This is a genomic window from Prosthecobacter sp. Pr1 (genome assembly GCF_057652315.1).
The window spans coordinates 149,971-164,121 of record NZ_JBYFBS010000012.1 but is presented as its reverse complement, the minus strand read 5'-3'; the positions used below and the strand labels follow the sequence as shown (position 1 = coordinate 164,121).

9 protein-coding genes and 2 pseudogenes are annotated in these 14,151 nt (G+C 59.2%); 5 read left to right on the top strand and 6 right to left on the bottom strand.

The features are described from left to right. Nucleotides 1–6 precede the first annotated feature (6 nt). Nucleotides 7–609, bottom strand: coding sequence for a helix-turn-helix domain-containing protein (locus tag AC24GY_RS19285; RefSeq protein WP_487686494.1), 603 nt, complete (start codon nt 607–609; stop codon nt 7–9). Nucleotides 610–723: 114 nt separating this feature from the next. Between AC24GY_RS19285 and AC24GY_RS19280 the strand changes: the two are divergent. Both AC24GY_RS19280 and AC24GY_RS19275 read left to right on the top strand, forming a co-directional pair. Beyond that, nucleotides 724–1,764: pseudogene (locus AC24GY_RS19280) on the top strand (homocysteine S-methyltransferase family protein); the annotation flags it as partial. Nucleotides 1,765–1,821: 57 nt separating this feature from the next. Then, nucleotides 1,822–4,893: pseudogene (locus tag AC24GY_RS19275) on the top strand (vitamin B12 dependent-methionine synthase activation domain-containing protein); the annotation flags it as partial. 13 nt (nt 4,894–4,906) lie between these two features. Here the strand turns inward: AC24GY_RS19275 and AC24GY_RS19270 are convergent. Beyond that, a complete protein-coding gene (locus tag AC24GY_RS19270) occupies nt 4,907–7,084 on the bottom strand; it encodes a transglycosylase domain-containing protein (RefSeq protein WP_487686492.1) in 2,178 nt (725 codons plus the stop codon). A gap of 82 nt (nt 7,085–7,166) precedes the next feature. Then, on the bottom strand, nt 7,167–7,607 hold the full coding sequence (locus tag AC24GY_RS19265; RefSeq protein WP_487686490.1) for a hypothetical protein: 441 nt from the start codon (nt 7,605–7,607) through the stop codon (nt 7,167–7,169). A gap of 123 nt (nt 7,608–7,730) precedes the next feature. On the opposite strand from AC24GY_RS19265, the gene AC24GY_RS19260 reads away from it, so the two are divergent. Further along, on the top strand, nt 7,731–8,843 hold the full coding sequence (locus AC24GY_RS19260; protein WP_487686488.1) for a hypothetical protein: 1,113 nt from the start codon (nt 7,731–7,733) through the stop codon (nt 8,841–8,843). Continuing rightward, nucleotides 8,840–9,844, top strand: a complete 1,005-nt coding sequence (locus tag AC24GY_RS19255; RefSeq protein WP_487686486.1) for an Ig-like domain-containing domain — start codon at nt 8,840–8,842, stop codon at nt 9,842–9,844. Before AC24GY_RS19260 ends, AC24GY_RS19255 begins: the two co-directional genes overlap by 4 nt. Before the next feature lie 15 nt (nt 9,845–9,859). Here the strand turns inward: AC24GY_RS19255 and AC24GY_RS19250 are convergent, their stop codons facing one another. Beyond that, on the bottom strand, nt 9,860–10,444 hold the full coding sequence (locus tag AC24GY_RS19250; RefSeq protein WP_487686484.1) for a DUF2726 domain-containing protein: 585 nt from the start codon (nt 10,442–10,444) through the stop codon (nt 9,860–9,862). A gap of 140 nt (nt 10,445–10,584) precedes the next feature. Here AC24GY_RS19250 and AC24GY_RS19245 point away from each other — a divergent pair, with 140 nt between their 5' ends. Further along, nucleotides 10,585–11,871: a Y-family DNA polymerase gene (locus tag AC24GY_RS19245; protein ID WP_487686482.1), complete on the top strand. Its 1,287-nt coding sequence runs from the start codon at nt 10,585–10,587 to the stop codon at nt 11,869–11,871. Between the two features lie 81 nt (nt 11,872–11,952). On the opposite strand, the gene AC24GY_RS19240 is transcribed toward AC24GY_RS19245, so the two are convergent. Both AC24GY_RS19240 and AC24GY_RS19235 read right to left on the bottom strand, forming a co-directional pair. Further along, a complete protein-coding gene (locus AC24GY_RS19240) occupies nt 11,953–12,780 on the bottom strand; it encodes a PEP-CTERM sorting domain-containing protein (protein WP_422321764.1) in 828 nt (275 codons plus the stop codon). A 484-nt stretch (nt 12,781–13,264) separates the two neighbouring features. Further along, nucleotides 13,265–14,149 carry a polysaccharide deacetylase family protein gene (locus AC24GY_RS19235; RefSeq protein WP_422321763.1) on the bottom strand — a complete coding sequence of 295 codons (885 nt, stop codon included), beginning with the start codon at nt 14,147–14,149 and terminating at the stop codon, nt 13,265–13,267. Nucleotides 14,150–14,151: the final 2 nt, after the last annotated feature.

The following is a 14,151-nucleotide window of genomic DNA, read 5'->3' as shown; positions in this document are numbered from 1 at the left end:
ATGAGGCTAGCGGTAGATCACGACGAGGAACACCAGCGCGTCCCCTTTGCCGGTGTTGACGATGGCGTGCGGCACGTCGGCGCGATAGGTGCCGGAGTCGCCTTTGCCGAGTTCTTCGCTGTTTTGGTCGGATTCGATGCGCACGCTGCCATCCTCCACGGTCAGGAATTCGCGGGTGCCTTCAAAGTGAGCCTGGCTGCGCAGAGTGCCGCCGGGGCGCAGGGTCATCTCGTAAAACTCCACGTCTTTTTCGAGATTGATGGGTGAGAGCGTGCGGATCTCGCACTGCTTGTCGCTGCGGTAGACCTGAGCGCGGTCGCTGGCCCGGATGACCTGGATTTTCGAGGCGCTGGCCTCGGCGCTTTCGATCAGCTCCTGCAAAGTCAGCCCAAAGGCCCGGGCGATGCGGAAGGTAACGGTGAGGGTCGGATTGGCCTTCTCGCGCTCGATTTCACTGAGCATGGAGCGACTCACCCCGCTCGCCGTGGCGAGTTCTTCGAGCGACCAGCCGCGGTCCCCACGCAGTTTTTTGACGCGTTTCCCCAGATTCTCATTGATGGCCTCAGGGCTGGATTCAATAAGGGGGACGGCTTTGGGTTTTGGGGGCATGGGTGTCGGTATAACGGATGAATCTCTTGTAAATTAGAAATAATAGTCACATGCTCAAATCATGATGCGTTGATATGACTGTTGACCTGCCCAGCTGGAACGCTAATTTCCACCATGCCTGCACGACCCAATGTCCGCTCTGAACTCGAAGCCGCCATGCGCCAGAGAATCCTGGTTATTGATGGTGCCATGGGCACGACCATTCGCGGCTATGGGCTGAAAGAGGCCGACGCACGCGGCACCCGCTTCCTGTCGAACGAGAAGGATCTGCTCAACAACGGCGACATTCTTTCCATCACCCGCCCAGATATCATCGAGGACATCCACCGCCGCTTCCTGGAAGCCGGGGCGGACATCATCGAGACCAATACCTTCAGCGGCACCAGCATCGCCCAGGCGGAATTTTTCAAAGAGGTGCCGGAAGGACGGCGCAAAGATCCCGAGTTCTTCCAGACCGTGCTGGAAGACAAGTTCCTCAACGACCTCGCGTGGGAGATCAATTTCGAGTCCGCCAAGCAGTGCCGCAAATGGGCCGACCTCGTGGGCGAAAAGACCGGGCGGAAACGCTACGTGGCAGGAGCCATCGGGCCGCTCACCGTTTCGTTGTCGCAGTTCCCAGACCTTTCCGACCTCAGCTTCCGTTATGTAACGTTCGATCAAGTGAAGGAGGCGTACAAGCACCAGGTGCGCGCCCTTATCGCCGGTGGGGTGGACACCCTGATGGTCGAGACGATCTTTGACTCTCTCAACGCCAAGACCGCCCTCGTGGCGATTCGTGAGGTATTTGCCGAGGATCAGGTGGAACTACCCGTGCAGATCAGCGCGGCTGTCGGACCCGGTGGCGAGACGATGATATCGGGTCAGGTGACCGAGGCTTACCTCAACGCCATGCGGCATGTGAAGCCGCTGTCCATCGGTCTGAACTGCTCCCTTGGGCCGGACAAGATGCGCCCCTTCCTGGAGGAGCTTTCCTCGAAGGCTGACTGCTTCGTCTCTGCCTATCCGAACGCCGGCATGCCCAACCCGCTGGCCCCGACGGGCTTTGATCTGCTCCCACCAGACATGGCCGCCTATGCTAAGGACTTTGGCAGCAGCGGTTTCGTGAACATCATGGGCGGATGCTGTGGCAACACGCCGGAGCACATCGCCGCCATTGCCAAGGCGGTGGAAAACCTCCCGCCGAGGCAGGTGCCGAAGGATCCGCACACGATGCGTCTCAGCGGCTCTCAGCCCTTTGTGTTTGCCCCGGGCGCTCCTGCCGCCGACGATCCCGAGGCCAAGCCAACGCGTCCGCCCTATCTCATGATCGGCGAGCGTACGAACGTGGCCGGATCTCCCAAGTTCGCCAAGCTCATCAAGGAGGGCAAGCTGGAGGAGGCTGTGGCCGTAGCCCGTCAGCAGGTGGAGAGCGGTGCCAATGTGATCGACGTCTGCATGGACGAAGGCCTCATCGACGGCGTGCCCACGATGACCAAATTTCTGATCCTGCTCCAGACCGAGCCGGAGGTGAACAAGGTGCCAATCATGGTGGACTCCTCCAAATGGGAGATCATCGAGGCCGGTCTCAAATGCCTGCAAGGCAAGGGTATCGTGAACTCCATCTCCTTGAAGGAAGGCGAGGACAAGTTCAAGGAATACGCCCGCAAGATCAAACAGTACGGTGCCGCAACGGTGGTCATGGCTTTCGATGAGCAGGGCCAGGCCGCCACGTATGAGGACAAAATCCGCATCTGCGAACGCGCCTATCGCATCCTTGTGGATGAGGTGGAGTTCCCGCCGGAGGACATCATTTTCGACCCCAACATCCTCACCGTGGCCACCGGTCTGGAGGAGCACAACAACTACGCGCTCGACTTCATCAACGCCACACGCTGGATCAAGGAGAACCTGCCTTACGCAAAGGTAAGCGGCGGCGTCAGCAACATCAGCTTCAGCTTCCGCGGCAACAACAAGGTGCGCGAGGCCATGCACAGCGTGTTCCTCTATTATGCCATCAAGGCCGGCATGGACATGGGCATCGTGAATGCCGGCATGCTCGAAGTCTACGAGGAGATCCCGAAGGACATGCTCGAAAAGGTGGAGGACGTCATCCTCAACCGCCGCCCGGATGCCACGGAGATTCTCGTCGATTACGCCGAGCAGTTCAAAGGCCAGGCCGGCACCACCAAGAAGGTCGAGATCGACATGAGCTGGCGGCAGGGGCCAGTCAGCAAGCGTCTAGAACACGCGTTGCTGCGCGGCATCACGGACTTCATCAATGAAGACACCGCCGAAGCGCTGGCCCAGCTGGGCAAGCCTCTCTCTGTCATCGAAGGTCCTCTCATGGACGGCATGAGTGTCGTGGGCGATCTCTTCGGCGCTGGCAAAATGTTCCTCCCGCAGGTCGTCAAAAGCGCTCGCGTGATGAAACAGAGCGTGGCCTATCTGCAGCCCTTCATGGAAATCGAGAAGGCCCGCAGAGCGCGTGAGCGCGCCCTGCTGCTCGAAGTTGCCGCCAAGACTGTCACTGCTTTGGAAAGCGGCAGTGCTGTCGCCGTGGTCGAATCCTTCAGCTACATGCCCAGCAGTGGCCTGAGCCTCGAAGAGCGCCGTGCGGAAGTGAAGCTTGCCGCCGAACTTGGCGCTGTGTTTGAAGTGGAGGGCGAGGCCGCTCTTCAGCAAAAGCTTGAAAGCCTGCGCAAGGACGCCTCCAACTCCGACCGTGTCGTCGCCCCATTCCTCAACCACGCTCAGCCCACTGCCGGTGGTGTTGCCGGTTCTGCCAATGGCCTGACTGCTGAAGACTTGATTCCTGCCGAGGCTGCCAAGCAAGGCGGTGGCAAGATCGTGCTCGCCACCGTCAAAGGTGACGTGCATGACATCGGCAAAAACATCGTGGGCATCGTTCTGGCCTGCAATGGCTTCGAAGTCACGGACATGGGGGTCATGGTGCCCTGCGACAAGATTTTGGAAAAGGCTCTCGAAATCGGTGCCGACGTGATCGGCCTCAGCGGCCTGATCACACCTTCGCTGGATGAGATGGCGCATGTGGCCAGCGAGATGGAGCGCCGTGGCTTCAGGCAACCGCTGCTCATCGGTGGTGCCACCACCAGCCCGGCGCACACCGCCATCAAGATCGCCCCGAAATACAGCGGCAGCATTGTGCATGTTTTGGATGCCTCCCGCAGCGTGCCCGTCACCACTTCTTTGCTCAGCGAAGATCAGCGTGAAACTTTTGTGGCCAGCAACGAGGCCCGCCATGCCCGCCTGCGTGAGGAGTATGGCAAGAAGAAGGACCGCGTGCTTCTCAGCATCGCCGAGTCTCGCGAAAAAGGCGTCAAGTTCGACTGGGCCACACAGGACATCGCCACGCCGACGTTTCTCGGCACGAAGATCTATGAAGGTCCGCAGCTTGTCGCCGCGCTGCGCGAGTTCATCGACTGGTCGCCCTTCTTCCATTCCTGGGAACTGCGTGGCCGCTGGATCGCTGCCGAGCAGCGTTTCTCCTCTGCTCAGGAAGATGCGGAGATGAAAGGCAAGGCCGAGGCGGAGGCTCTCAAACTTTATAAGGATGCCAATGATCTGCTCGACCGCGTCATTGCTGAAAGCCGTTTCAACCCGCGTGGCATCATGGGCTTCTTCCCCGCCAACGCCATTGGCGATGACATCGAAGTCTACACGGACGAGTCACGCACCACGGTGAAAACCACCTTCCATACCCTGCGCCAGCAGGTCATCAAGAAAGATACGCCGAACTACGCGCTCAGCGATTATATTGCGCCGAAGGGCAGTGGCCGTGCTGACTACATCGGCGGATTCGCCGTCGGCATTCACGGCGCGGATGAGTTCGCCAAGGAGTTCGAAGCTGCACACGATCCCTACAGCGCCATCATTGCCAAGGCCGTGGCTGACCGCCTCGCTGAGGCCTTCGCTGAATACCTGCATCAGCAGGCCCGCTACGCCTGGGGCTATGAAAAACCCGGCGAGCTTTCCCGCGAAGAACTCATCAAGGAAAAGTATCGCGGCATCCGTCCAGCGCCCGGCTATCCCGCCCAGCCTGACCACACCGAGAAGCCCATCCTGTTTGATCTTCTCGATGCCACTGCCAAGACCGGCGTGGAGCTGACTGAAAGCATGGCCATGCACCCCGGCAGCGCGGTCAGCGGCCTCTACTTCGCACATCCAGAATCGCACTACTTCGGTATCAGCGTTCTGGGCAAAGACCAGGTGGAAGACTACGCGCAGCGCAAAGGCATGACGCTTGCCGAGGCTGAGCGCTGGCTAGGTCCTTGGCTTGGCTATTGAGGCTTCTCCAGATTCAACGAAACCATCCACGGATGCGGTCGAACAGGCCGCGTCCCTGTGGCCGGTGCTGCACCTGCGGCGGTGGTGCCCGGTAGCCCATGTGCTCCGTGCAGAAGGGTTTGGGAACCAGGTCGTAGGGCAGGGCGTCTTCATACGCCATGCCCGCTTGGCCGCAGCCATCGGTGGCCAGCAGGCTGCTCACGCGGCAGAGGGTCACGCGTGAGAGCGGCAGCGTGACCTTGGGCACTTCGGTTTTGTAGCCGAGCGACACGGCTTTTTTCATCACGTCCGCCCAGATGGGCAGGGCAAGTGTGCCGCCGTAGCCGCCTTCGACAATCGTCGCTGGCTTGTCGAGACCCACCCAGATGCCGCAGCTCACGCGATCCGTGAAACCGGCGAACCAGGCGTCCTTGTAATCGTTCGTGGTGCCGGTCTTGCCACCGCCGGGTTCTTTGAAACCGTATTCATTGCGCAGGGATGCTGCAGTTCCCCGATCCAGTACCTGGGCGAGGATGTTGCGCATTAGGAACGCCACGCTCGGGGTGATAACCTCGGATTCGAGCACGGGGGTCTGGTAGATGATGTTACCCGCTTTGTCGACAATGCGGTCAATGAGGAAAGGGCGGCGGCGCAGGCCTTGATTGGGGAAGATGCTGATCGCGCTGGTGAGCTGGCGCGGATTGCCGCCGATGTTGCCAATGAAAATCTGCGGTGTGCGTTCGGCCGGTTTGCTGAAGCCCGCGTTGGTGAGCAGATCGATCACACGATCAAGCCCCGCATAGTTGCCGAGGCGAAGGGTCATGGTGTTGCGGCTTTTCACAATGCCGTCCGTCAGCGTGGTGGGCCCGAGGAATTTGCCATCCGAGTTCTGCGGACTCCAGCCCGGATCAGCCCCGTCAATCTCACCGGGCTGGATTGGCGCATCATTGATCAGCGTGCCAGGCATGAAACCGGAGGCGATGCCTGCAGCATACACGAAGGGCTTCACCGTCGATCCGATCTGCCGCTCTCCCTGGGTGGCGCGGTTGTATTTGCTGTGGCGGTAGTCGCGGCCGCCTATGAGGGCAAGGATGCCGCCGGTGCTGTTGTCCTGTACCATGAGCGCCGCCTGCAGATAAGGCGTGGAGGCAATTTCCTGCGCGCCATCCCAAGTCTTGTCAAAGTCCGCCTTCTTGGGGTGCGCATAGCCATGCTGCTTTTCCACAGCATCCAGGCGCTTCTCCACAGCAGCCTCCGCGGCGTCCTGCAGGTTTTTATTCAGCGTGGTGAAGACCTGCAGTCCGCCGTCCTCGATCTCCTGCTGCTCCAAAATCAAATCCAGGTCACGCCGCACGGTGTCCAGCGCGTAGCCACCCTGGCTTTGAAACACGGGCTGCGCATGCAGGGCGATGTCCGCATACTTGGCTGCGATCTCCTCCTCGGGCGTGATCACTTTCGTTTCCAGCATGCGCTTGAGCACGGTGTCGCGCTCCTTCAGCGCGCCTTCGTAGTTGCGGAAGGGCGAGAATCGCACCGGGCTGCGGATGATGCCCGCGATCATTGCCGCTTCACTCAGGCTGAGCTGGCTGGCATGCTTGCCAAAGTAAACCTGGCTGGCCCGCTGCACCCCGTAGATCCCAGGACCGTAGAAGATGCGGTTGATGTAGTGCTCGATGATCTGGTCCTTGGTGCAGGCCTTTTCGATGCGGCGCGCCAGCATCATCTCCACCAGCTTGCGGTGGATGCTGCGGTCATCGAGATCCGGGAAGCTGTTCCGTGCCAGCTGCATGGTCAGCGTGCTCGCGCCCTGCACCACGCGCATGTCCTTGAGGTTGCGCACCATGGCGCGCGCCACGCCTTTGTAATCGATGCCGCCGTGATCGTAGAAGCGTGAGTCCTCACGTGCCAGCAGGGCTTTGACAAACCATGGCGACACCTCGCTCAGCGGTACGATGATGCGGTTCTCGCCATGCATGCGGCCAAGGACTTCGCCTTTGTAATCCATCACGATGGTCCGCTCCGGCATGTCCCCGAGCTTGGTCAGGTCGTAAGCCTTCGCCAGATGGCTGTAAACGCCGATGATCACCGCCGCCCCGAGCGTGCAAAGCAGCGAACCTCCCATGAGAAAAATCACCCCAAGCCGCTTGAATGACTGCCAGCGCGACAGAGTGGGTTTCGTCGGCTTGCGCTCTTCAGTGGGCTTCTTTTTCATGTGTGCAGGCATCGGGTCGCTGGTTTTGGACCAAAGATCAAGCCTCAGACGATGAACTCGGTGTGAACTTCAATTTCACATTTCATTTGGAAGCCGATCCAGTCGAAATGAAATCGGGCGGCACCCGGTAGATGCGGGTACTCAACTCATCAGAAAGTGCCGCCGAGGTCAGGACAACGGCGTGGGCATCCACCCGGACCTTCAGACCCACTGCATGGGCGATGTGATCCAGGGCGCTGCGCAGCGAAATCTCCCGAACATCGAGGCTGATCTTCTTTTCCTTTTGCTCCTCACTGGCCCCCAGGATGATCACATTGAGGCTCCCGTCGCCAAAGGCATGGAGGTTTTTCACCGCCCGCTTCACATAAGCCACCGCTTCCTCCAGCGTGGCATCTTTGAATTTGACCTCGCCAAGCATGATCGGTTTGGCGCAATCCGTGATGAAGGCTTTCGTGAAGTGCAATCCCGCCAGGAGAATCAGCGCACAAAACCACCCTAAGGCGAAGCGAGATCGGGGGGGCATGAATGCTTTCATGGGAAATTCGACCGATCTTATGAAATGCCACTTCAGAAGGCAATCCTACTTTGGGCGTGACATTTCGCCTTCGGTTCACGTACCCTACGACCGCAACCACTCCATCCGACCATGAAAGCACTCTGTCTCTCCCTCCTCATCGTCACAACGTTCAGTGCGTCCGCCGCACTGCTCGAGTCACCGCAGCAGGGCGGTTTGCAGATCCAGTCTCTCAGTTCGCTCAGCTTCGGGCCGGAAGGTCTGCTGCTGGTGGCGGAGCCGGCATCGGCCAGCGTGGTGGCCATCCAGACGGGTGATGCCGGACCCAAAAGCGAACGTCTTGCCAAGCCGGTGGCCGACATCGGCGCGCAGATCGCCGCCGGACTTGGGGCCAAGAAGGAGGACATCACGGTCAAAGATCTCGCGGTGAATCCCGCCAGCGGGCGCATCTATCTCGGCGTACAGCGCCGCCCTGACAATGCGGTGCTGATTGTCAGCGTTGGCGCAGACGGCAAGGTGGCTCCGCTGAATCTCGCGCCCCTGTCCTGGGTGCGTATCACACTGCCCGGCGGCACCGCCAGCAAGGTCACCAACATCACCGATGTGGCCTTCGACAAGGACCGCGTCTTTGCCACCGGCACCTGCAATGAAGAATTCGCCTCCCGCATTTTCACCATCCCCGTGCCGCTCAAAAACGGTGCCACGGCCAGTGTGTTCAGTGCGGAGACGTATCATGTGGCGCATCGCAAGTGGGAGACCAAGGCACCGATCCAGAGCTTCATCCCCTACCAATCAAAGGAAGGCACCTTTGTCGTTGGCGCTTTCGCCTGCACGCCGGTTGCCAAGTTTAAGGTGGACGACATCCAGAGCGGAGCGCAGGTCAAAGGCGTGAGCATGGTGGAACTCGGCAGCGGCAATCGCCCCCTTGATCTCTTCAGCTATTCCGACAAAAGCGGCAAGGAGTGGCTCGTGGTTCACACCCAGCGCTTCAAGCAGAACGCCTTTGGCCCCAGCAAGATGTGGGGTGCGCGCATCAGCATGGATTACCTCGATGCCAAGGCTCCAGAGAAGACCAATGAAAACGCCGCACGCCGCGATGAGAAGGAGCCCAAAGGCCCCGAGGGCATCGAAATCGTGGATGCGCTCTTCGGTGCCGTGCAGGTGGACAAACTGAGCGATACCGAAGCCATCGTGCTGCGCGACACCGAAGGCACGCTGAGCCTCGAAGTGGCAGCACTGCCGTGAAACGCTGGCTCAGCATTCTGAGTCTTGTCTGCTCTGCGGCATTTGCTGCTGAGGTCCGTGTGAACGAGTCAGGGCAGATCGAGGCCCATGGCCGTGATGTGCGCGTGTTTCGTGGCGATGCCTCCCAGCCTCTATTTGGGAGCGTGGTGAAGACGAGTGACAGCGTGTGCTTTGCCGCCGCACTGCCTCTGGCACCTGGAGAAACCTACCGCATCGAGATTCAAACAGCCGACGGTGCGTGGAGCACCCAGCGGCTGAAGTTCAAGCTTCCGGCGGCGGTTGCGCCGACGGTGAGCATCACGCCCTCTCCCACCATGCTGCCTGCCAATGCGCTCAAGCTCTACCTGCACTTCACTCAGCCGATGGAGCAGGGTGTGTTTCTGGATCGCATCACCTTGCAGCGTCAGGATGGCAAGGAGGTTCACGGCGCTTTTCGTGAGACTGAACTGTGGTCGCCGGATGGGAAACGTCTCACCCTCTGGCTGCACCCGGGCCGGCAGAAGACCGGCGTGAATCTGAATCTTGATGAAGGGCCGGTTTTACAAGAGGGCAGGCAGCACACGCTCAGGATAGCTGCCAGCTGGCGCTCGACCACCGGTGTGGCCTTGGGAAAGGAGGCTGTGTTTGCACTTGCAGCTGGTGCCGTGGATCACACCTGCCCCAATCCGCTGCGCTGGCAGATCACTGCGCCGAAAGCGGGAACTCGCGATCCGCTGGTGGTCAGGTTCGATGAACCGCTGGATCCCTCAATGCTTGTCTCCGCATTGAAGGCGCAACGTGGTGAGGGTGAAGTCGCAGGTGTGGTGAGTGTGGCCGCAGATGCACGCACTTGGTCATTCACGCCAGTGGTGGCTTGGACGCCAGGGGACTGCGTTTTGAAGATCGACCCGCTGCTCGAAGATCTGGCGGGCAACAACCTGCTCGGCCCCTTTGAGGTGGATCGTGATGCGCCGGCGAAAGCGGCCGCTACGAGCACGCTGAGCTTCAAGGTGGGCGGATAGAAATGCGCCGTGCCTTCAGGAAATCGAGGAACAGGCTGCGGAGGTCATGCGGCTTGTATTAGCGCTGGAATTGGGGCTTGAACTGGAACTGGACGTGGCGGCCAGCAGGGTGGTCGTGGGAGGGTGAGGCGCGCACTCCCCACTGGGTGGGGGCATGATCTCCAGATTCGCATTGCGCTGCTGCCAGGCATTGCTGAGTTTGTGAACGAGAGTGTCGATCTGGTTGATGTCCTTGGCAGTGACCTGCAGCAGGGGAATGCCGAAGCTCGAAAAAATGTCGTCCACCAGATGGCGGTCACGTGGTTTTCGGCTGGCCTTGCCTGGGCTGTCGTCCTCAAATTCGATGGCCACCATGGGCAGCCAGTCTCCTTTGCGGTAGATAAGGAAGTCGATGTGGCGCTGGCAAATCTTAAGAAAGCCCGCAACGTTTTCAGCATGAAGGATTTCGAAGAGGCGCGGCTTGCATTGAATGTGGCAGCGTTGGGCGGTGATGTTCTCTAGGCAGGCATGAAAAAGAGCTTCGTCGGACGATAGCAGGGGGTAGGGGGTGGGGGATGTTTCAGGGGAAGAAAGGGGAGGATTAGCAGAAGCGGGCTGCATACCTCATCATTTATGGAAATTATAACCCCATCAACCCGGCATTGGTAAGAAGCATGTAAGATGGCTTGAATGAGATTTTAGCTTAATCTGAATAATGTTCTATTGAACAGTTTTTGATTTGGGCGAGAATCGGTCCGCCAATGCCTGCTAATCGTGCCATTCCTGATTCCCAACCGCTCGTTGACTGGCTGTTTCTCGACCTAAATAGTTACTTCGCCAGCGTGGAGCAGCAGTTGCATCCGGAACTCCGGGGGAAGCCGATCACAGTGGTGCCGGTGGATTCGGATGCGACCTGTGCGATAGCAGCCAGTCATGAGGCCAAGAAATTTGGAATCAAGACCGGCACCAACATCGGTGAGGCGAGGCGGCGCTGCCCGGACCTCATCACTGTCATGGCCAGCCACGATGTGTATGTGGAATTTCATCACAAGATCATTGAGGAGGTGGAGCGGCATTTCCCGGTGCACGTGATCTGTTCGATCGACGAGATGGCCTGCAAGCTGGATGCGCCGCGTCGCCGGATGGATGCAGCGCTGGATCTGGCCAGACGCATCAAGCAAGGGCTGAGGGAACGCGTTGGCGAGTGCATCACCTGCTCCATCGGTCTGGCACCGAACCGCTTTCTGGCAAAGGTGGCCAGCGACATGCAGAAGCCGGATGGTCTGGTGGTGCTGCTGCAGGAAGAATTGCCGGGACGGCTGCTGGAACTGAAGTTGAGTGATCTGTGCGGGATCGGCCGCCGCATGGAGCCGCGCCTGCATGCCTGCGGCATTCGTACGATGGAGGATCTGTGGGCGGCAGGGCGCGAGACGCTGCACCGGGCCTGGGGTGGCGTGGGCGGAGACCGGTTCTGGCATGGCCTGCATGGCGGCACGACGGAGGATGACGTTCCTCCGGCGCATCGCACCATCGGACACAGTCATGTGCTGGCTCCCGAACTGCGCACACCACCGGCCGCAGGCATTGTGGCTCGCAGACTGTTACTGAAGGCCGCGAGCCGGCTGCGCCGCATGAAGTACCGCGCCAGACACCTGCACCTCAGCGTGCGCACGGAGGACGGACCGCGCTGTGAAGCGCAGGCAAAGTTTGAGGAGGGATCTGACAGCATCGTGCTGGCACGCGTGCTGGCGGAGCTGTGGCAGCAGGTGATGAAGCAGGCGCGCTGGCAGCGGGTGAAAAAGATCTCGGTGACCCTGTTTGGCCTGGTGGCCGAGGCATCCCCGCGGCAGCTCGAACTTTTCGACGACTCGGGTGCATCGGCACCCAAAGAACAGCGCGAGCAGCTCAGTCGTGTGCTGGATGAGATCAATCAGAAGTACGGCCGCGACTCCGTGGTGATCGGTTTCACTCCTGACACCGTGCGCACGTTTTCGGGCACCAAGATTGCCTTCACACGCATTCCAGACCGCGAAGAGTTCAAAGAGTAGATTCTGATGAAGTGAGGGCACAAAAAAGCCGTGGGAGAATCTCCCACGGCTTAATTTGAAGGGCTTGTTCGCAAAGACCGGTTACTTGGAGCTAAACAGGTCCCGGGTGCGGCGGCGCGTGATGATCAGCGTGCCGAGGCCGGCACTCAGAATGAGGAAGGCGGAGCCGGGCTCAGGAATCGAGGCGCACTCGCAGCCGTTCACAGCAACGAGGAAATAAGGGTCGCTATTGACGGCCATCGGGCTGCCTGCGCCATTGTGGGTGTCTGCGGCCAGCGTGAAACCGGAAACCAGCACGCCGGGGCCGACCAAGGCGTCCAGATTGAGCTTCCAAAGATCAGTCTTGGCGATTGGATCCAGGCTGCTCAGGAGGGTCATGGCGTTGCTTGCCAGGATGTCCGCAGTCGAGAAGTTTCCGAGCAACGAATTGCCGATGCCGTAGATGGAGATGGTCGGGGCCACTTGGCTCGGGTCGGCGTCGGTCGAGTATTCATTCAGGCCGAAGTCTCCCAGGGTGGCGGACAGGCCGTGGCTCGAGACCAGTTGATCGAAAGCGATGTTCAGTCCGGTTGAGGCTGTCTGGATACCGGGGGCATAGCTCGCATCGTAGAGGCCGATGCCAAAGTCCGTCTGTATGCCGTAAGCATCCTCATAGCGGACCCCGAAACCACCTTGGAAATCAAAATTCACATTTGGATTGGCCCCTGCCGATGTTCCACCATCCAAGGTGAGTGGAGTGAGATTTTGCAGTGCCGTGATGCGGTAGTTTTCGCCCGCCGGAGCAAAGGGCTGATCCAGTTCGATGGTCGATGCGGCAAAACCAAGGCTTGTAAAAGCAAGCAGCATGGCCACAGCAGCAGCCTCAATGGGCTTACGTTGCAGCTGGGGAGCAGAGGATGGCGTTTTCATGTTTGCAAATGTTAACAGATTTGACACTCAAATTAGATTCGCTGAATCCAAATGGAGGGCCGGTAACAAACTATAATTGAAAAAATTCTCTGTAAAGCGTTTCAATTATGAATTTTTCAATTAATTATGCTTGAATGGTTGGGGTGTTGAATGAATTAATCGCTTTATTGCAATTCATTTACAACTACTTACTCAATTTTGACAATTGTGACGAAATGATGACACCTCCAAATGAGGGGGATTTGAGAGGTCATGTGGCTACCACCAAAGAATCGATGGAAACCGGCATTTTTGAGGTTCGGCCATCGCAATCTGCTCGTGGCAAATGAGGAAGGGGGGCGTCTCATTCGACATCTGGGCGAAGCTTGATGTCAGGCGAAATGGTGTGGAAATGACTCCTGCCAGTACTTAATGGTGATTCACGGCTCTACGCGGCTCAAGGACTGAGCCAGTAGCACGGCCAAAGATCTTTCGTTTCTCGCTTTTATTCTACCGCCTTGGCTGTGTCCTTGCCAGCAGTCGCAGGAGGCGGATCGGCGAGAGGGATGGCTTGCAGGGAATTTGGCGCTGGAGGCCCCATGATTTCCGGCGGGGTGGTGTAGGAGATCAATTGAGTGACCGTGGCAAAGCGATAGCCGCGAGCGGTGAGGTCATCCAGCGTGGCAGGCATGGCGGCGACAGTCGTCTCGTGGATGTCATGACAGAGGATGATGGAGCCAGGGCGCGTCTGGCTGTGAATGCGGTCATACACCTTCTGCGCACTGCGAGGGTGCTGCCAGTCCTGAGGATCTACATCCCAGAGGATGGCAGGGTAGCCGAAGTTTTTTTCGATGCGTGCGCGCTGCGATACACGTACAGCACCGTAGGGCGGGCGGTATAGCAAAGGTGCTGTACCACAAGCTTTTACGATAGCGTCGTGCGTGCGGCGCAACTGACGGTCCACGCTCTCCGGGCCGAGTTGGGTTAGCAAAGGATGTGACCAGCTGTGGTTGCCCACCTCATGTCCTTCTTCCACGATGCGGCGCACCACGTCGGGGAAGGCGGCGGCATTTTTGCCGACCAGAAAGAAAGTGGCATGAATGCCACGCTGCTTGAGCAAATCGAGCAGACGTGGGGTGAGCACCGGATCAGGACCGTCATCAAAGGTGATGGCGATAAGCGGCAGTTTTGTCTCGCAACGGCTGTAGACGCCCTGGCGATTGACAGGCAGCACGCGGGGCAGTTTGGCTGTGTCTGGCAGAGCGGGCTGTGGGATGTCGTCAGCCGGAAGTGCGCGCCGTACCTCGATCTTCAGTGGCGAACCGGTCACCTGCGCGGTGAGCGTGGCAGAAGTGCTAAGGAGAAGGGCGAGCAGGCGCGGCAGAAACATGA

Bases quoted from the DNA above. Each gene is read 5' to 3' on its own strand.
- AC24GY_RS19285 (WP_487686494.1), bottom strand. From the start codon at position 609: ATGCCCCCAAAACCCAAAGCCGTCCCCCTTATTGAATCCAGCCCTGAG.
- AC24GY_RS19270 (WP_487686492.1), bottom strand. From the start codon at position 7,084: ATGAAAAAGAAGCCCACTGAAGAGCGCAAGCCGACGAAACCCACTCTG.
- AC24GY_RS19265 (WP_487686490.1), bottom strand. From the start codon at position 7,607: ATGCCCCCCCGATCTCGCTTCGCCTTAGGGTGGTTTTGTGCGCTGATT.
- AC24GY_RS19260 (WP_487686488.1), top strand. From the start codon at position 7,731: ATGAAAGCACTCTGTCTCTCCCTCCTCATCGTCACAACGTTCAGTGCG.
- AC24GY_RS19250 (WP_487686484.1), bottom strand. From the start codon at position 10,444: ATGCAGCCCGCTTCTGCTAATCCTCCCCTTTCTTCCCCTGAAACATCC.
- AC24GY_RS19245 (WP_487686482.1), top strand. From the start codon at position 10,585: ATGCCTGCTAATCGTGCCATTCCTGATTCCCAACCGCTCGTTGACTGG.
- AC24GY_RS19240 (WP_422321764.1), bottom strand. From the start codon at position 12,780: ATGAAAACGCCATCCTCTGCTCCCCAGCTGCAACGTAAGCCCATTGAG.
- AC24GY_RS19235 (WP_422321763.1), bottom strand. From the start codon at position 14,149: ATGTTTCTGCCGCGCCTGCTCGCCCTTCTCCTTAGCACTTCTGCCACG.